The organism is Streptomyces atratus (assembly GCF_900119365.1).
GTDB classification, from domain to species: Bacteria; Actinomycetota; Actinomycetes; order Streptomycetales; family Streptomycetaceae; genus Streptomyces; species Streptomyces atratus_B.
Map to the genome: position 1 here is coordinate 1 of NZ_FPJO01000016.1, position 17,785 is coordinate 17,785.

Annotated in this window: 17 protein-coding genes and 1 tRNA gene; 5 read left to right on the top strand and 13 right to left on the bottom strand. The window is 68.2% G+C overall.

From position 1 onward, the window contains the following. Positions 1-196, top strand: a 196-nt coding sequence (locus BT364_RS24160) for a zinc ribbon domain-containing protein (protein WP_143166536.1), incomplete at its 5' end; no start/stop codon positions are given. Between the two features lie 203 nt (positions 197-399). Here the strand turns inward: BT364_RS24160 and BT364_RS24165 are convergent. From BT364_RS24165 to BT364_RS24185, 5 genes are all read right to left on the bottom strand, one after another. Next, the gene (locus tag BT364_RS24165; RefSeq protein ID WP_072487337.1) at positions 400-1,038 is read right to left on the bottom strand and encodes a sigma-70 family RNA polymerase sigma factor; all 639 of its coding nucleotides are present in this window, start codon (positions 1,036-1,038) and stop codon (positions 400-402) included. A 256-nt stretch (positions 1,039-1,294) separates the two neighbouring features. After that, positions 1,295-2,062 (bottom strand): hypothetical protein, encoded by a 768-nt coding sequence (locus tag BT364_RS24170; RefSeq protein WP_072487338.1) that lies wholly within the window; start codon positions 2,060-2,062, stop codon positions 1,295-1,297. A gap of 243 nt (positions 2,063-2,305) precedes the next feature. Then, positions 2,306-2,530 carry a hypothetical protein gene (locus BT364_RS24175; RefSeq protein ID WP_072487339.1) on the bottom strand — a complete coding sequence of 75 codons (225 nt, stop codon included), beginning with the start codon at positions 2,528-2,530 and terminating at the stop codon, positions 2,306-2,308. Between the two features lie 179 nt (positions 2,531-2,709). Continuing rightward, on the bottom strand, positions 2,710-3,369 hold the full coding sequence (locus tag BT364_RS24180; RefSeq protein WP_072487340.1) for a DUF5134 domain-containing protein: 660 nt from the start codon (positions 3,367-3,369) through the stop codon (positions 2,710-2,712). Then, positions 3,366-4,844, bottom strand: coding sequence for a PepSY-associated TM helix domain-containing protein (locus BT364_RS24185; protein WP_072487341.1), 1,479 nt, complete (start codon positions 4,842-4,844; stop codon positions 3,366-3,368). Before BT364_RS24185 ends, BT364_RS24180 begins: the two co-directional genes overlap by 4 nt. A gap of 1,013 nt (positions 4,845-5,857) precedes the next feature. On the opposite strand from BT364_RS24185, the gene BT364_RS24190 reads away from it, so the two are divergent. The 3 genes from BT364_RS24190 (at position 5,858) to BT364_RS24200 (ending at position 8,378) form a co-directional block, all read left to right on the top strand. Continuing rightward, positions 5,858-6,721, top strand: a complete 864-nt coding sequence (locus BT364_RS24190) for a hypothetical protein (RefSeq protein ID WP_072487342.1) — start codon at positions 5,858-5,860, stop codon at positions 6,719-6,721. A 966-nt stretch (positions 6,722-7,687) separates the two neighbouring features. Next, positions 7,688-7,960, top strand: a complete 273-nt coding sequence (locus tag BT364_RS24195) for a hypothetical protein (RefSeq protein ID WP_072487343.1) — start codon at positions 7,688-7,690, stop codon at positions 7,958-7,960. Positions 7,961-8,078: 118 nt separating this feature from the next. Further along, on the top strand, positions 8,079-8,378 hold the full coding sequence (locus BT364_RS24200; protein WP_256260188.1) for a PIN domain-containing protein: 300 nt from the start codon (positions 8,079-8,081) through the stop codon (positions 8,376-8,378). Between the two features lie 307 nt (positions 8,379-8,685). On the opposite strand, the gene BT364_RS24205 is transcribed toward BT364_RS24200, so the two are convergent. From BT364_RS24205 to BT364_RS24220, 4 genes are all read right to left on the bottom strand, one after another. Then, positions 8,686-8,758, bottom strand: a tRNA-Arg gene (locus tag BT364_RS24205). Positions 8,759-8,963: 205 nt separating this feature from the next. Then, positions 8,964-10,469 (bottom strand): hypothetical protein, encoded by a 1,506-nt coding sequence (locus tag BT364_RS43225; protein ID WP_256260189.1) that lies wholly within the window; start codon positions 10,467-10,469, stop codon positions 8,964-8,966. Next, positions 10,466-11,380 (bottom strand): hypothetical protein, encoded by a 915-nt coding sequence (locus BT364_RS24215; RefSeq protein ID WP_072487344.1) that lies wholly within the window; start codon positions 11,378-11,380, stop codon positions 10,466-10,468. Before BT364_RS24215 ends, BT364_RS43225 begins: the two co-directional genes overlap by 4 nt. Positions 11,381-11,599: 219 nt before the next feature. Continuing rightward, positions 11,600-12,541, bottom strand: coding sequence for a hypothetical protein (locus tag BT364_RS24220; protein ID WP_256260190.1), 942 nt, complete (start codon positions 12,539-12,541; stop codon positions 11,600-11,602). Positions 12,542-12,666: 125 nt separating this feature from the next. On the opposite strand from BT364_RS24220, the gene BT364_RS24225 reads away from it, so the two are divergent. Next, positions 12,667-13,029 (top strand): helix-turn-helix domain-containing protein, encoded by a 363-nt coding sequence (locus BT364_RS24225; protein ID WP_256260191.1) that lies wholly within the window; start codon positions 12,667-12,669, stop codon positions 13,027-13,029. Between the two features lie 216 nt (positions 13,030-13,245). Here the strand turns inward: BT364_RS24225 and BT364_RS24230 are convergent, their stop codons facing one another. The 4 genes from BT364_RS24230 to haaA form a co-directional block, all read right to left on the bottom strand. Further along, positions 13,246-13,917, bottom strand: coding sequence for a hypothetical protein (locus BT364_RS24230; RefSeq protein WP_256260192.1), 672 nt, complete (start codon positions 13,915-13,917; stop codon positions 13,246-13,248). A gap of 1,952 nt (positions 13,918-15,869) precedes the next feature. Then, positions 15,870-16,343, bottom strand: coding sequence for a cyclophane-containing RiPP N-acetyltransferase HaaN (haaN, locus tag BT364_RS24240; protein WP_072487349.1), 474 nt, complete (start codon positions 16,341-16,343; stop codon positions 15,870-15,872). Between the two features lie 78 nt (positions 16,344-16,421). Further along, on the bottom strand, positions 16,422-17,573 hold the full coding sequence (locus BT364_RS24245; protein WP_072487350.1) for an FxsB family cyclophane-forming radical SAM/SPASM peptide maturase: 1,152 nt from the start codon (positions 17,571-17,573) through the stop codon (positions 16,422-16,424). A 13-nt stretch (positions 17,574-17,586) separates the two neighbouring features. After that, positions 17,587-17,781 carry a HaaA family cyclophane-containing RiPP peptide gene (haaA, locus tag BT364_RS43965; protein ID WP_072487351.1) on the bottom strand — a complete coding sequence of 65 codons (195 nt, stop codon included), beginning with the start codon at positions 17,779-17,781 and terminating at the stop codon, positions 17,587-17,589. Between the last annotated feature and the right edge of the window lie 4 nt (positions 17,782-17,785).

Here is a 17,785-nt window from a genome sequence, read left to right on the forward strand (position 1 = left end):
CGGGAAGATGCCGCTGAACGTCCGTACCTGGACGTGCGACTGCGGAACGACCCACGACCGGGACGTGAACGCAGCGAAGAACCTTCTGGCCGCCGGGCTGGCGGTAACAGTCTGTGGAGCTGGTGTAAGACCCCAACGGAGTTCTCCGGGCGGGCAGTCGGCGACGAAGCAGAAACCCCCACGGCGCGAGCCGTAGGAATCCCCCTCGTTCACGAGGGGGAGGAAGTCAACTCCCCGACTCTACGGAGGAGGTGTGCGGCCGGTTGACGCGGCCCGGACTCCGGGTCCTGGGCCGGCCCGGCCAGAAGCCCTCCCGTCAACTGGACCGAAGGGCTCCCGACTTGGTGTTTCTCCGTACTCCCGGCAGGGCCCCGCCGCAGCCGGCCCCGGGCCCGTCGGCTAGGCGGCCGGCGCGAGGCTCGCCCCGCCGGGAGCCTCTGCCTCGGCCAGTTGCTCGGTCAGCGCGTTCCGGGCGCGAGCCACTCGCGAGCGCACCGTCCCCACCGGGCAGTCCGTCACGCGGGCGGCCTCGGCGTAGGAGAGTCCGAGAACCTGGGTGAGCACGAACGCCTGCCGACGGTCGTGGGGGAGAGCGGCGAGGAGTTCCTCCAGCACCACCCCCTCCTCGAAGCCGGGCAGGGCGAGCGGCTGCGTGCGCTCGACGATCACGCGCCAGTCGTCGGTGTCGGCGAGCAGGGGGCGCGCGGCAGCCCTGCGGAAGTCGTCGACGACGGCGCGGCGCGCGATGGCGAGCAGCCAGGTACGGGCCGAGGAACGGCCCTCGAAACGGTGCAGGCTTCGCAGGGCCCGCAGGAACGTGTCCTGCGCCAGGTCCTCGGCCCTCTGCGGATCGGCGGAGAGGTGAGCGACATAGCGCACGACGTCGCGGTGCAGCGCCCGTACGAAGGCCTCGGCCGCCTCTGTGTCCCCGGCGCGGGCGGCGAGCGCCCAGCCGGTGGAGACCGTGTCCTCCTGGGTCCTGTCTTCGGGGGCGGAGGCGCGCTGTGGCCCGCGGCGGGCGGGCAGCATGGTGTTCATCGCCAGGTGTGTCCTTCACGGATCTGTCCGGCACCCGGGCATCCGGTCATGGCGCGCGTGCGGACGCGGTACCTGGTTCGGGCACGCCACAGTTCGCGGGAACGGTCCCGGGGTCTCCGGTGAATGGGGGCACCCGCACCCTTCGGGGCCGGATGTGCCGGAGGACACCCGCTTCGCGCGGGCACGATGGCCGGCGACCGGTCGTCGACGGGCCGTGTGCCATGGAAGTACGTCCTCCGGAATGCCTGCCGCGTAGTCAGAACGCGGCGAGCACCGCCGGAGGCCCGCGCCGGTCGAGCGCGCGGGCGCACCGGAGCCCCTGCGGCAGCCGGTCGCTGAGACCCCGGCTGGGGCGCAGGCGGCGGCGCGGGGGAGGGAGAGGCGCGGTGAACAGGGGGTGAAGGGGGCCGAGGAGCCGGCCCGCGACGGCGCGCAGGACCTGGAAGGTGGCCCGTTCGCCCTGGGCGAGCCACAGGCCGCAGATGAGCGCGGCGAGGAGGTGTGCGGCGAGCATTCCGGTCGAGGACATCCCGGCCATGTCGTGGCCCAGGGGACCCATCGAGCCCATGTGGTCCATGGCGCCGGATTGGTCCATGCCGGCCATGTGGTCCATGGCAGCGGAGTGGTCCGTCCCGGCCGCGTCCATCCCGCCCGTACTGCTTGTCGCAAAGACGCTGGTGCCCGCCCGAGAGCCGTACGTCCTGCCGTCCGCCGAGCAGAGGTTGTCGACGAGGAGGCGCGCGGGCGAAGACGTGGCGAGGGAGCCGAGCGAGGTCTGTGCGGCAGCGAAGGCACTGTGCAGCACGGACTGTGCCGCCACGGCGAGGCCGGTGACGAGCCAGGGGCCGCGCTCCCGGGCGGCGAACCACCAGCCGGGGACCGCGATCGCCGCGAAACCGGCGGTGAGCACCCAGAAGGGAAGGGGGCTCTCGGACATGAGGACGTGTCCTGTCGCGGCGAGCGTGACGGAGACGACGGCGAACATCGCCGCCCTCACCGCCCGTCCGACCGGCCCCGCCTCCATGGCGACTCATCCTCCCATCGCGGGGCGCCGGTGAACATGGCGCGGTGTCCGACTCGGTGCCAATGCCGGAAAAGCCCCTGCCGGTAGCGGAATCCGGCATATGCGGGAGATGCTGCCTGCCGGGGCACGCATGGTGCCAACCGCGCCTCGGCCGCGCTTTTACGCCGTCACCGTGCCAGGCCGGACGACAGTTTCGCCTCGACGGGGTCGTGGCGAGCGGCTGCGGCGCGGTCTCCTGGGGTATCAGTGACCGCCTCCATGCCCCATGCCGCCCATGTCACCCATGCCGGGGTCGTCGTCGTGGTGCGGTACCCCGTGCATGCCGGGAGCGACCGGCCCGGCGAGTCTGCCCACGCCGTACGAGACGGCGAAGAGGGCCACGAGCAGGAGCAGAGAGCCCCCGAACAGCACGTATGGCAGCGAGGAGGCGGAACGCCGGCCGACGGAGGGCGTCACCGAGTGGTCCATGAAGAGGCTCCGGCGAGAGTGCGGGCTTTGCGGTCCAGAGGTCGGCCATACCCACTCGCGAGTTCCCCGGCATATGAGTGGCGTGCGCCACATGACCAACACCTGCTCCACGCGCCTCCGTCGTACCGGAGGCATTCGCCCTCGTCGGGACGGCGAGGGCTCGCAGTGCGCTCCCGTGCTCAGATCATCACGACGAACATGACCGCCATGCCCAGGGCCATCACCCCGTGGCAGCCCAGGTCCCACGCGGCGTGCGCGCCACCGGCCGGGACCGCACCATCGGCCGGACGAGGCGCCAGGCGGCCCGTGTCGAAGCTTCTGGCCAGCCACCACAGCCCGAGCGCCAGCAGCACGAGGGCGAGGGCCCCCGCACCCCAGCGGTCACCGGTGCCGCTGAGCGTCATCGTCGCGGTCGCGCCGGGACCGGACATGTCCATCCCGGGCATGTCGTGAGCGTTCCCGCCATCCGTCGAGCCCATCGAGGTGCCCCAGGACATCGCGGCGATCATCCAGGCCATCGCCCCCGTCATCACGGCGTGCGGCAGTGCGTTCATCACCGCGCGCCCCCGGGTCTCCGGCCCGCTCGGCAGCGCCAGGGCGGTCAGCGGGAACCAGGCGGCGGCGGCCGAGAAGAACACCACCTGCGGGACGACCAGCAGGTCCATCCCCCAGGGCCACACCATGGCGAACATGGCCAGGGCCATGACGGCGTGCAGTCCCTGTGCGAACCACGCGGTCCACACATGGGCGCGGGCCGCGAGCGCGCGCCAGAGGCCGTAGGCGGCCAGCACGCAGAACAGCATCGTCAGAATCCAGCGCAGCCCGGTGGCAGCGATCATCGGGCCATCTCCTTTGCCGTTTCCTCACGCGCTTCGGTATGCGTGTACCCGCGGCGGCGCAGGGCCGCCACCACGAGGTCCCCGAGCAGGAAACAGATGAGGGGCAGTCCGAACAGGGGCAGGTAGTAGGCGAGGACAGCGGCCACGACGACGAGCGGCGCCATGACCTTGCCCGGCACCCGTCGCCAGGCCCCGCGCGCGGGCGGGCGTCCGAGCCCGGGCCCGGTCGTACGGCTGGGCCTGCGCAGCCACCACATGCGGTAGCCCCAGAAGAGCATCCCGATGAGCGCGATCGCGATGAGCGCGAGCACGATCTGGTTCGCCAGGCCGAAGAGCAGACCCATATGTGCGTCGATGCCCCAGCGGGTGAGCTTCGCGAGAACGGGAAAGTCGTCGAAGGCCAGCTTCGCGGTGACCTTGCCGGTGGCGGGATCGACAGCGACCGAGTCCTGCTGCTCCGGCCAGTGCCGGGTGTTCTCGCGCACGATGTACGCGCTCTTCGCATCGGCGGGCGGGGTGATGACGAGCTTGCCGCGCAGCCCCTCCGCACGGGCGACACGGACCGCGCCATCGAACCCGATGTCTTTTGTCCGGTGCGACGAGGACTCGCCGACGCCGCCGTGGTGAAGTGTGCTGGAGAGCGACGGGCCGGCTCCTCCGAGCGCGTCCTGGATCCTGCCGATGTTGGCACCCGCGTGCGCGGACCACGTCAGACCTGTCGCCGACAGGCCGAGGAAACCGATCGACACCCACAGCCCGATCGACCCGTGCCAGGACAGGGTCCGCTTACGCCCCTCGGGGGCGCGACGCGGCACGAAGAACTTCCGCAGCCGCGCGCGGCCACGGGGGGCACCGAGCCACAGCGCGAGCCCGCCCAGCACCTCGACCCACAACCAACTGGCGGCCATTTCACTGTAGTTGCGGCCGACTTCACCTAGCTGGAGGGTGCGGTGCAGGCTGTTGAACCAGGACCGCACCGGCAGCGACTCATCGAACGTGCGCAGCGTGCCGCGTACCTCGGCGTCATACGGATTGACGAACGCGGTCTGTGTGTAGCCCTCGGGGAGTCCCTTGACGTCGAAGGTGACCCGGGTGGTGTCGGCGTCCCCCGTGCCCTTGGTCACGGACATGAGCTGCCCGCCGGGTACCGCCTCGCGCGCCGCCTCGACCTGGGTGGCGAGCGGCTTCTGCTGCCCGTGCGGCGTGACCTTGAGCTCGTGCCGGTACACGACGGACTCGATCTGCGGGGTCGCCGTGTAGAGGAGCCCCGTCACGGCGGCGATCAGCAGGAACGGGCCCACGAGGATGCCCGCGTAGAAATGCAGACGCAGCAGGAGGGGCCGCAGCCCGCTCCATGCGCTGCCGCCGTTCTTCGGCGTGGGGGTAGCGAATTCCTCAACCGGCGCCGGCTGTTCGGCGGAGCGTTGGCGGGGCGGGGGAACGGGCGGCGACGCGGCAGGCGTGGTCTCGGTCATCGAAGCCTCCTCGGGCGTGGACCGGCGGGGGCGGTACGTGCAGGAGTCGGTGCGAGAGGCGCAAGTTCCCCGAGTGCGGTGTGAGCAGGACGTATGGGGTGTGCGGGTCTGCTGAGCGTCCGAACGGAGACGGCGTACAAGCGTGCCCGGCGGTGAAGTCCCTTCTTGGGAAGGAGCGTTGCCTTGCCAGGTAGTCGTGTCCAGGGTGCGGCTGGTTCCCGGCGGCAGGCGGGGCGATCCTCACGAGGGGGCTGCGCGTCTTCCGCGCTCCGAGGCCGGCCTGTCGGTCAGCACCCCTCGTCATGTCCGCGCGGCACTGCCCGGAACTTTCCCGCACCCGCCCCCGACCACTGCAACGGTGCCTCGAAGCACCGCACTTCATTCCGAGAAGACGCCGGGAGCCCTCCCGCCCTGACGGGCGGAAGGGCTCCTGACCTGCTGCTTTGCTGTGCCCCGGCAGGATTCGAACCTGCGGCACCCGCTTCAGGAGCGAGATGGGGCGAGTCGAGGTCCGACCCGCGGGATACCGCCTTCGGCGCTGCTGACTGTGGCCTCCGCCGGCAGCCGAAGTTCCCCGTGAGTCCCCGCCCGATCTGGCGCGGCTGTGGCACGGGAACTTCTGTTCCGCAGCTCTGGAGAGATCGGTCAGCCGGGCGGGGGCATAGAGGCCACAACGCGGTCCCACGGAGTGGCCGGCGGTCGCGGCCGGTCGCTGTGGCTGCTGTACTTCGCTGCTGTAGCGCAATGCTTCGTTGCTGTAGCGCAATCGTCGGGCGGACGCAGTGCGGCGGTGACGGAATCCAGGCTGCGGCTGCTCCGGCTGAGTCTCGGATGCTCCCTCTCGGCCATCGGACGGAAACGGCTACACCGTCCGGGCGGATCACCCTTCGAGTCGGCAACTTCCGCGTGGCGACGAGGGCACATTCAACCCGCTCCCCCCGAAATGCGGCGTCGCCGACTTGGGTGCCGGGAGCACCTTGCGGATCCGGGACTTCTGAAGGAGCCACCTGCTCATGTTCACCCGTAAGTCGTCGGCGCTCATCGCGCAGGCAATGTGTGTCGGAGCCATCGCGGCGGTCGTAGCCACCGCCACTCCCGCAACGGCACAGACGAACGTCCAGTGCAGTGAGAGTGCCCTGTCCAACGCCATCACCACCGCCAACCTCTCAGGAGGCGGAACCCTGGTGCTGGCGCCGGGCTGCACCTACGCGCTCTCTGTGCCCCTGCCGGACATCACCAGCGAGATCGTCATCAGGGCCCGGCACAGCACCCTCACTCGCTCGTCCACGGCCAGCTTCGGCATTCTCTCCGTCAGCCCCACCGGCAACCTCACGATCACCGACGCCACCATCACCAACGGCGACGCGCCCGACTTCGGCGGCGGCATCGCGAACCGCGGCATGCTGACCGTGACCGACAGCGCCATCCGCGACAACCACGCCAACTTCTCCGGCGGAATCGGCGGTGGATCGGGGACCACCACCCTGATCGAGGGAACCTCCATCATGCGCAACACCGCCAACGTGAACGGCGGCGGCGTCGCCAACGACGGAAACATGATCATTCGCAACAGCCGCATCATCGACAACACGGCCGTCAGTGGCGTCGGAGGCGGTGCGGCCAACGACGGCACCCTGCGGATCTTCCGCACCAACATCAACGAGAACAATGCCCAGCGGGCCGGAGGCGTCGCCAACGTCGGAGGCGGCACGACGACCATCACGTCCAGCAACGTCAACTCGAACACGGCCGTCACAGCCCCCGGCGGTGTCCTCAACACCAGCGGCATCGTCACCCTGAACTCATCCCGGGTCAGGGACAACCAGCCCACCAACTGTGCCGGCAGCGACATCCCCGTCCCGAACTGCACAGGCTGACAAAGGTCGGTGGGAAGACCCGAACAAGAGATCCGTCCTGTACCGAGTACGCCGATGCGTGGCTTCGGGACCGCAAGCCGACCGGCTGAAGCAGGGAACGAAACGAGGCGGTGATCCGGCCACGCATCAGGCCGACGTTCGGTTCGGGATCTCTGGCCGACGTCACCACGTCCCGCGTCCGGGCCTGGCGTGGCCAGGTGCTACGCGGGGGTCGGCTGTGACGGCCACGTCTTCCTCGGCCCCAGGGCGGACAGCCGCGGCGCGGCAACTTCCGGGGCGACTGGATCAAGGTGCGCAGGATGCGGGCATCGCTGCCGATGTCCACTTCCATGATCTGCGGCACACAGGAAACACCTTGGCCGCTGCCGGGGCGAGCACGCGTGAGCTGATGACGCGCATAGGGCACAACGTCGCCCGTGCCGCATCGATCTGTCGACACATGACCGCCGACCGAGATCGCGCGATCGCTGACCGGCTGGGGGCGGTGGTCCGCAAGCTGCAGGAAGGCGTCGGGACGTAGTGGCACGTGTGTGGCCATGCGAAAGGGCCAGTTCGAGAGGATCAAGCCTCCGGACTGGCCCTTGGTGCTGTGCCCCCGGCAGGATTCGAACCTGTGACACCCGCTTCAGGAGTCTTCCCTGGGCGAGGCTGTGACCTGCATGAACGTCGCTCCCAGCAAGCCTGACCTGCGGAAATACTCCTCCATGCTTCTCGTGTGTTCTCAGGTGTTCCCGGCTTTTATGTGTGCCGAATCCGTTCCGGTCGGCCACTGGGCTGGGGATGGGTGTCTGATGCGGGGCCTCATCGAAGAGGATCACCGGGCGCACTCCGCAAGAGCTGCCGCTGCCGCTCGACGGGTAGGAAGACGGATGCCCCGCTCTCGTCCCAGAGGTGTGAGTGGGCAGGCGGGAACCCGTAGCCTGGGACCAGCACAGTACGCAGCCTGATCAAGCGGAGGGGATGCCGATGACCACAGCTCCCAGCGGTGTGCCTCACCCGCCGCTCCCGTCGTCACACCCGCTGCGGACCATCCGCGACATCCGGGAGTCCCTGCCGGAGGACCAGCGTCGGCATTTCGACGTGGAGCTCGCCGACACGGAGATCGAGGCGCTGCCCGAGATGCTGTACCGCTGGGTGACGCTGAGCAACGACGGTTTTGAGGAGTTCCTGCTCTCCCGGCCCTTCGAGGGGCTGGAGTTCGGTGCCCGCTCCTATGACGAGCCGACGGACGCCGAGTGATCTACCTGTTCGATACCAATGCGTCGCCGAGCTCACGACCCGGGCGAAGCCCGACCCGCGCGTAATGGCCTGGTTTCGGTCCACGGCCAGGCCCAACCGCTTCCTGAGCGTGATCACTGTGGCCGAGATCGAGGCGGGGGTGGCCGCCGCCCCGGATCCCGTACGACAGGCCCGCTACGCCCAAGCCCTCGCTGCGGTACGGCACGAATTCCTTGACCGCATCGCGCCGATCGGCGAACCGGAAGCGGCCGCCTTTCTCACCATCCACAAGACGCTCAAGGCCGCCGGTACCAGCATCGACCCGCCGGACGCACTGATCGCCGCCACTGCCCTGGCCAACGGTTGGACGGTAGCCACCCGCAAGCACCTGGCCCGAACCGGGGCTCTGGTCGTCAATCCGTGGGAACAGCAACTGTGAGTGGGCTGTAACGGTCAGCGTTTCTGACTCACGGGCGACACCGCAGAAGGACAACGAGATCCTGCGCAAGGCTGCCGCCAAATTCCCCAGAAGACGACAGGCTGATCCGCTTTCGTTTCGTCGACAAGCACCGGAACGCCCACGGAGCGAGCGGGCGGGGAACAGAACTACCGGCTGACTCCGCCAGGAGAAGAAGACCACACCCGGTCGTCCCGGCGCCGGGTCAGCTCGTGCCGTATATGTGCTGTGAGCGCAGAGGCCCTGCCGCCCGCTAGGACGACAGGGCCTCTGGCCTGCTGCTCTGCTGTGCCCCCGGCAGGATTCGAACCTGCGACACCCGCTTTAGGAGAGCGGTGCTCTATCCCCTGAGCTACGAAGGCGGGGATCTGTACAAAAATGTGTCTAAAACGGCGCAATGCACGGAGCCGATTCTTGACATGTTTTGGACAGGTTGGTGATCGACCTGTGAGGGTCTGCTCGCCGCGGCCAGTGTAGCGGGTGGCGTGCTCGATGTACGGGGTGTGTGGCGGGCTGGGGATCTTGTCCTGGGGTCGGGTGCTGGGGTGGGGTGGCCTGCGGAGGGTGTCAGGAGTGGAGTGCGTTGAGTGCTCGGGTGATCGAGTTGTTCAGCCAGGCGTAGCCGAGGTAGATCAACAAGGCTCCCCGGGCGCCATATGCCGGGACTCGCTCATGGGGGTAGGCCTGGTCGAAGCGGGAGTGGATGGACTCGCTGTCCTGGCGGAAGCCTTTCAGGCGGCGGCCGGCGGGGGTGCTGGGAGGTACCTGGCGGAGATGCTCGGTGCGGTTGAAGCGCTGCTTCTTTGTCTTCGGGTCGACCTGCCTGTCCTCGTCGGTCTCGTCGACGCGGATCCGGAGCTGGTGTGTCTTGGTGGGGCAGGGGATGGTGATGCGGTGGTAGAAGCGGGTGCTGTTCTTTCCGTCACGGCACTCGAGTTCTTCGACGGGCAGAGGCGTGTAGAGCGTCTCGTTGCCGTCGATGAAGCGGCGCTCGCACACTCTGCCCTCGGCGACGTAGAGGTCGTGGGAGCAGGGGCCGTCCTTGTGGCGCAGGAGCGACTGGGGCGTGAGCCCGTCGTGCTGTGGGGTGAACACGACGAGGCCTTCGGCGATGAGGGGTGCGCGGTGCTTGCCGCGCAGGGCGGCGTCGTAGGTGACGGCCTTGGTGCCGTGGGCGCGCTTGAGAATGCGCTTGACCATGGCGACCAGGGCGACGCCTTCGGATTCGCGATCGGGGTCTTCCTTCACAGATTTGTGGCGGATGGATTCCAGGGCGAGGATCACGCGGCTGTGAGGGGTGGCGGCCAGGCGTACGGCGGTGGAGAGGAACTTGTTGCCGTAGACCTGCTTGCCGCCGCCTTCGATGCAGATGCCGGCGTCTTCGTCCACGCGGTGCTGGCGGATCTCGCCGGTCCTCTTATCGACCGTCTCGTGTCCGGAGTGCCCGGAGGGAGGTCTTGCGACGGTGGCGTCGCCGTGGAGGACCTGTTGGCGCTCGGGGCGGACGCGGCTGGTTCTTTTGCTGGTTTCGCAGAGCATGCCGTGCGCCAGGGCCTGCTCAACCCACAGGTCGCTGCTGATGTCACGGATCTTGTCGTGAGCGGGCTTGAGGTGCCGCCGGAAGTAGTGATTCCAGTTGCTGCGGGTGGGGCCGGTCGGCCGCAGTGCGTCTGCAGCCTCGTCGCCCAGGTGTGTGCGGATCGCTGAGCGGATGCGCTTCCACCAGTCCTCATCCTGGAAGTGGGCAGCGGTCGCGCGTGCGGAGCCGAAGACGGAGATCGAGCACAGGAAGATCAGGTAGATGACGGGGGGATGGTGCGGAGGTCGGCCGACTGGTCGGGGCCCGGGCAGGGTATCGGCCGCGGCGTAGAGGTCCGGGTTATTGATCAGGTAGGCGAAACGGCGGTCGGTGATCAGGTGCGGGGCTTGCGGCCCGTGCAGTTCTGGTGGGTCGCTCTTCGCTCCGAAGGTGTCGTCGGGGATCGTTCCGTAGATGTACGGCGGCGAGGTGTTCTTGGGCTTGCGGGTGGTCTTGGACGTGCGCTTGGGGCGCGTGGCCCTGTGGGGTGTCATCGCGGATCTCCGCCGATCTTCCAGGCCAGTCCGGCGAGGTCGGCGGCGTTGTCTAGGGACGAGAGGCCGAGCCTTCGGGCGACTTCGGAGATCTGGCCGGTCTGCAGCAGCACCTGGCGGGCGACGTAGCGGGTGATGTCGCGGGGTTCGACCCTGCGGGCGGTGGTGGCGAGGCCCGAGAGCCGTGCGATGTCGTTGAAGCCAGCGCCGACACTGGCCTGCGCCGCGTACGGGGTGGAGGAGTCGCTGGTGACGAGGCGGCGCCGGCCCGGCCGGTGCTCGGCTAGGTAGTCGGTGCGCAGACGGAGGGCGCGGACGGCCCAGGGGCTGAGCGGGCAGGTTCTGGGGGTGGTGCGTGTGCTGCCTTCTGTGGTCACGGTGGCTAGTGCGAGGTCCAGGTCGCCGGGGGTCGCCTGAGCGGTCTCGGCGCTGCCGAGGCCTGACAGCAGCAGAGCCAGCAGGGCAGCATGCCGGGTCGCAGGCATGCCGCGTTCGGAGTGGAACTGGAGTTCCTCGATTTCCGCGTCGGTCAGTTCGGCGCCTGTGCTGCGAGGCGGCCGCGGGATGGGAGGGGAGTCGAGCAGGGGCACGGCCTGGGTCATGCCGAGGGCCCGGGCGTGCGCGAAGAGGGAGGCGAGGGCGGAGCGGCGCTGCCGCCGTGTGCCGTCTTTCGGAACGAGGGTGATGTTGTCGTGGCGGTCGCGGCCGGGCGCGCCCATGAACGAGTCGGTCAGTTGTCCGGTGACATCATCCATTCGGTGGATACCCTGGGCGTCGGCGAAGACGTCGAACCGTTCACTGATCTGGATGTAGAGGTCGACTGTCTCGATGGCCATGTCGCCGTCGGCTGCCTGCTGCAGCCACTGACGGCTGACTTCGAGCAGCACCCGGCGGATGGTGGGCCTAGCCATGCCGGACCACCCCCTGAAGAGGGCCGGAACTCGCGCGAACGTGGGCGGGCCCGCGATCGATCGCGCTACGGTGGTTGTTCCTCGCCTTATGTGAGGACATGCCGAAGCCCCCTTCCTGCACGGCGCTGCCGGGCGGGTCGTCGGGTGGAGGTGGGAGTCCGGCAGCGCCGCACCGGCCAAGGAAGCTGGCGCTGCCGGACTGTTTTTGTGTCCCGGGGCCTAGGTGACGCGATGGCCCCGGAGTTTGGCGGTGAGGGCCGTGACGGCCGTCAGATGACTGTGGAGTTCGAGGACCTCCGCCGAAGTCAGATGAGTCAAGTCCGCCAGCAGAACCGGTGGCAGCAGAAGTGACAAGAGATCCTGATCGGGGCCCGTTCCCCCAGGCGGCTGGCCGCCGGGGGCCTCAGTGCGCGGGCGAGGTACCTCCGTCTGCGGCTGCTCGTCACCGTCTTGCACGCCCTCGGAGTCAGGCTGTCGGGTGCTGCCGGACTGACACTCGTCCTGAGGCAACGGTTCCTCGGCTGCACTCGGCTCGTCGTCCTCGTTGGCAGTCTGCGGTGCCTCGTGAGGCGTGTCGGTGTTCTGGGTGCCTGTGGGCGGGGCGTCTGTGTGACTGGCGCCCTCGAAATAGTTCAGCTCGCCGGACTTCTCCACCGTGACGAGACCGACCGCGACCATCAGATCGAGTAGAACGTGGGCCTGCTTGATGCGCTCAGGCCCGGCTTTGGCCGCCACCATGAGGGCGGCCACCAGGCCCTCACGGGAGACGGGGCCGTGTCGGCAACGGTCTCTGACCGTTCGCGCGAACCATTGCCCCCTCCACTTCGTCCTCAGCGCTCCAAGCCCTTCGGCTTCACCGCGCGCGAAGGCACGTGCGATGTACCGACCCTTCTCGCTGGGCAGATATGTCGCTCGCCGGTGCCCCTTGGTGAGCAGTCCGGTGTTCATGATGAACACCGGCACCAGTCCGCAGTTCTTGGCATAGACCCCAGTCGCCGCTGCCAGTTCCTCGGCCCCTACCGGGTTGACCGCCGAGCAGGCGGCCACGGTGACTAGGAGGTACTGCTCCGCCCGCAGCTTGGGCGACGGCATCAGCCGCTCTTCAGGCCTCAGCCTGGCGCGGCCGTTGGTCGGCGGTGTTCCCGCCTGGCGAGTCGACACTGTAGATACCAATCCTTTCAAACCGGCCGGGATGGAAGCGCGACCAATCATGGGTTGCTATTGTTATAGCAACCCATGATTGTGCGGGGTGAGCAAGTCGGCATCCCGTCCGTCACACTGGTCGCATGCCCGGAGGAACGAGACGTGGAAAGAAGCCGCGCGACTATGCCGTGTCCGGCCACTGGCCGTACGCAGTGATGGACAGTGCCCGGCAGGCACAGGTCGGGCAGGCCGTAGCCCGGGCCCTGGTGGAGGCGATGGAGCGGCGCGGCTTGTCGGCCAACGCGCTGGCGACTGCGTCCGGCGTCAACCGGCAAGTCATTTCCAACATCCTTGCCGGAACCGTTTGGCCCGACATGTTTACGCTCGCAAGCATCGAGGAGACGCTCGACGAAATGCTCTGGCCGCGTCACACCGATTGGCCCGCAGGCGATGACGGTGCCCGTCACCAGCCCATTCCCTCGCATCGGCGAAGCGGCGAGGAGTAGTAGCCGGCCGGGTCGGATAGCCGGGAAAAGTCCGATGATGCGCCTGTCATGCGAGGGTCGGCCTCTCGATCGAGGGAACGCAGGCCGAATTGGCCCCTCGCCCGGGAATTGCCCGGTAGCGTGGGGGTACGGCCCAGAGTCGTCAGACCGCCTCCCGCGTTGATGCGTCGGCCTAGGAACCATGCCAGCGCGGGAGGCGGTCGCCTTGGGGTGCCTCTAGGCGGCCTCCGTTGCCGCGGCCGCGACGAAGTAGCAGCGACGACCATCATCCGAGTACATCTTCGCCACGAGCTGCTTCTTTGCCAGGTCGTCCATGAGCGTCCGCGCGCGATTGTGCGCCTTCCCGTCGGCCTCGACCTCCTGGCCTTCCAGCCGTACCGCGAGCAGCTTCCCGGTCCACTGCAGCGTGGGCTCACTGTTGATGATCTGCATGGCCTGCATGCCGCGAGGGCCGAGCTTCGATGCGTCAAACGCTGTCGAAGCCTTGCCGGTGTGGCTGCCTTCTTCAGCCGACGTGGCCGCCGCATCCGAACTGTCCGCAGCCTCATCGGCGCAGGCGTCGGCCCCCTTGCATTCGTCAGGATCCGGCACGTCCTTGAAACTGGACCCGCCCTCGCGCTGCCCGCTACGAAGAGCGGCTCCAGCCCGGGCCGCAGCGTGGAGCATCTCCTGAACGCGCAGCGCCTCCTCGCGAGTGAGCACCACCTGCTGGCGCGCGGAGCGCACCGCTTGCTTCTCAGCTTCCAGCGCGGCGACTCCCGACGTCAGTCGGTCGAGCATGGCGTCGTGCTGTGCCAACTCGGCATCGCACTGGTGAATCAGGGCACCCATATCCACCGCGACCCAGCTGGGATTGGCGGACGCGGCGCCACTGTCGGTGGGCTGCATGGCGATCACCATAGGGCCTCGACAGCACCGGCTCGCCCGCTTTGATAGTCATCGGGGGATCCGCCGGCAGCCCAGGGCGCGTCAGAGAGGCCGGGAGCGTGATGCCTCAGGCCCCGGAAACCGTCGGAGAACGGTAGCTCTGACCTCGTGTGACGGCCCTTAAAACTTGACGCGACTCCTGTGCGCGAGTACTTGAGAACCCGACCACAGCTCAGTCTGTGAGAGGCACTCAGGAGAACGGCCCAGCCCGGATTCCCTAGGCGGGATAGGAGACAGCCACCGGAGAGCTCGCTCGGCTAGCTGGCTCCTGCCGCAAGGCATTGGTGACAGGTGCTCACATCCTGAAGGGTTGAACACCACCTGGGCTCAACAACCGTGAGCAACCACGCGTGGGTCCTGAGAGGCTCATTCCCACTTCATCTTCCGACCCCTCAGTGCCCTGATTCTTCCCTTCACCCTATAGAGGGGCAAGAGGGGTACGTAGGTGACAGACAGAATTCGTGTGTTGCATCGTGAGGGGCGCAAGCCCTACATGACTTCCGGTCAGTCATCCCGCGCTCTCTACGGGCCCCTGGGCTCCAGTGTCTATGTCCCGCCCGGCGTGAACCTGGGCAAGGACAAGGGCGCGAGGTGCCCTGGTTGCCGGGTTGATACTCCGAGCGCGTTCCTCGCCACGTACAGGACCCTCCGTGTGATGCGCCTGCTGAAGGGCGGGGTAGCCGCCAGCCGAGACACGGCCTGGAACTCCGCTTCGCAAGTCCGATAGCTGGCCTGAACCGGCGCTTGCCACCAGGGCCGCTACCGCCGCCAACGGCAAGGCCGTTACCAGGCATGGGAGTGGGCCCACCCGCAACTGACCACCGCGCCACCTGACTGAACCATGAAGGCGAACTCCATCTGGTCGAGGACGCATTGGTCCCAATCGAAGCAACGAGTTCAGGTCCCGGGTGCTGGTCCCCAGGCTGCCGATTCCTCTGCCGTGAGGATGTAGACGACGGGGCAGCCCCATGCGGCACCAGGCGTGTCGGGTTCGAGCAGCACGAGTCCGCACGCCCGGAAGAACGCCCGGCGGCCGGTGGCCTTGTCGCCGTCCTGAAGGACGAGGGCAAGGAACGTCCGACCAGCGGCGTGAGCCGGCGGCGGTGTGCCGCGTCATCTTCGGCACGCCAAGCGCGGCTGTGCGCTTGGCGAGGCCGCCAGCTCGGAGGGCTGGGGTGCAACCGCGCGTATCTCCATCTCGATGCGCAGATCACCCTCTCTGTGAGCCTTGGGTGAGACCCGAGTCCTGCACCTGGAAGCCGTGAAGGTCATGCACAGCTCGACCAGCACTTGCAGCCGCCGCGCGGCTGTCCCCACTGCTGGAGTTTGACCTGGGCGCAGGCGGCCGACCAAGCCGCTGTCCTGACCACGATGGGGGAGCGGGGCCGCCGTAAGCAAAGGCGGCTGCGCGACATGGACCACCGACCGGAAAGCAAAGGCATGTCCACACCCAAACCCGCAGGGCTGCAGCGTCCGGCTGCAGCCCTGCGCACGGTCACCTGGCGAGCCCAGGTCGGTCACGTGCGACCGTGCCTACGGCGGCTTACATCACGACAATGCCGACTGGCACTCCTCGCACCGTCGTACCGCCTGCCGTGTGGTGTTCCCCTCTGTCGCGGTCGCTGGGTGGCTGCTGCTCAACCGGTCCCAGAGCCCGTGCGGCGGTTCGGGGATCCAGCCCCAGCGCGGGGCCGTCACCAACTCCTCGGTCAGGTGGGCGCAGGCCCCGGGCAGGTGCGCGTACCGCGTCGGCGAGATCAGGATCGTCTCCGCGGGGAAGCGCCGCCACTCCTGCCTGTGCTGCGGTACAGCACGTCTTTCCGATACGACCCCGCCTGACAAGCAGGCGCATCCCAGCCCGACGATGCATTCACACCGGTCGCACCGCTCTTCCTTCACAGTCGCACCCGCCCTCAGCCCTTATGAGCGTCCACCCGGTAGACGATCTTCCCATCGAACTCCGTGAATCCCAGCGACTTGTAGAAGGCACGTGCGTTCGGGTTGTCGCGGTCCGTCATCCACTCGACACGGCTGCACCCAGAGCGTGCGGCGGCCAGGGCACGGAGCTCGTCCATGAGGCGGGCGCCTACGCCCTGGCGGCGGAGGGTGTCGCGGACGTAGAGCTCCTTCAGAAACAGGGAGTGGGAGGAGCCGGCCGCCGGCCAGAGGAACGAGTAGGCGGCGAGCCCGACGAGGTTGCCGGCCCCGTCCTCGACCAGGAGCGCGGACGCCAGCGGCGGCGATCCGAAGAGCGCCTCCTCCACCTGGGAGTGGCGTTCCTCGAGCGGCTGGATCTCGGTCGATCCGTAGAACCGCTCGATCTCCTCGATCAGTTCGGCTACGGCCACGATGTCCCGCCTGTCGGCGGGTCGGATCGTCACGGTCATCGACATCTCCTGTCGCTCTTCCATCGCTTCACTCGCTCATTCCAACGCGTGATCCTGCCGTGGCGGCACGGCTCATGGCTACGGGGGCGGGGCCGCCGGGTCCCAGCCGTGCCAGCGTAGGGAGCCCTGGACATGCCGGATGAGGTACTCCAGGTCTGCGCAGTAGACGGAGGGATTCTGGTAGCCACGGGCGGTGCTGAAGCGATGCGGGAGGTAGCCTCCGCCGCACACCTCCACCAGAGGGCAGCTCTGGCACTGTTCAGCGAGCGCGACCTTCCCGTACTGCCGGTGCAGGAGCTTTGGATGGTGAAGGACCTCGTCGAAGGACTGCCTGAAGACGTCGAGCCCCAGCCAGGAGGCGCCTTCCTCGACGGACCGCAGGGTGTCCACGCCCTCGATCGTGCCGTCGGACTCGATCACGACACTCGTCGGCGGGGCCAGACCCAGGGATTCCACCGAGCCGCGCACGCCGGAGCTGAGCGCCACGATGTCCTCCAGCATCCGTATGCCGTGCCTGTCTTCGGGCCGGGCAAGCCAGGTGTCGTAGACGCGGCTCATCCACACCCCGTACTCGGGCACGCTCGGATCGCCACGGTGCGGTGGCTCGTCGTGCGTCCCGTGCGGCAGACCGAAGTCGATCACCGGAGGCTCGAACGACGCCAGGTAGTCGTGGACCTCGACCGGGTCGTTGGCCAGGTCCACAACGGCGAGCACTCCTGCGAACAGGTGGGGTCGGGACCGCAGGAGGTCGATGCCGCGTACGGCCGAGGCGGCGCTCGACCGGGAGGCATGGGTCAGCCGATGCCGATCGTTCGCGGACGGCGGCCCGTCGAGGCTGACGCCCACGACAACCTCGTACCGCTCGAAGAGGTCCAGCCACGGCTCCGTGAGAAGCGTCCCGTTGGTCTGGAGCTCGAAACGTACCTCCACACCGGCCGGAACACTTTCCCGTACGACGCCGAGCAGGTCAGCCATGTGTCGGGGGCCGGCGAGTAGGGGCTCTCCACCGTGCAGAACGACATGCGCGCTCGGCAGGCCGTGCGCCACGGCGTGCTCACCGATCCTCCGCCCGGCAGTCTGGGCAACATCCACACTCATCCGGGCGGGTAGACGCTGCCACGCCTGGTCCGCGGAGTTGAAGACGTAGCAGTAGTCGCAGTCGATGTTGCAGCGATTGGCGACCTTGAGAATGAAGGACCGAAAGGGAGCGATGTTCTCGCGCGGCGTCATCGAGCGGGAGAGCTCACAGGGGCCAGGTCCAGATCAGTGAAGCCTGGTGACCACCTTCGCCTGTACTGTTCGCCGCGGTCCGCTCGGCTGCCAGTCGCTGCCGTACACGGGCGGCGACGGGGTCCAGGACAACCGAGCTCTGCGTGGGTTCCGGGGCCACGGGCGTCACCGGGGCGTGCGGCGTGGGAACGGACGTGCGTGACAGCATTCAA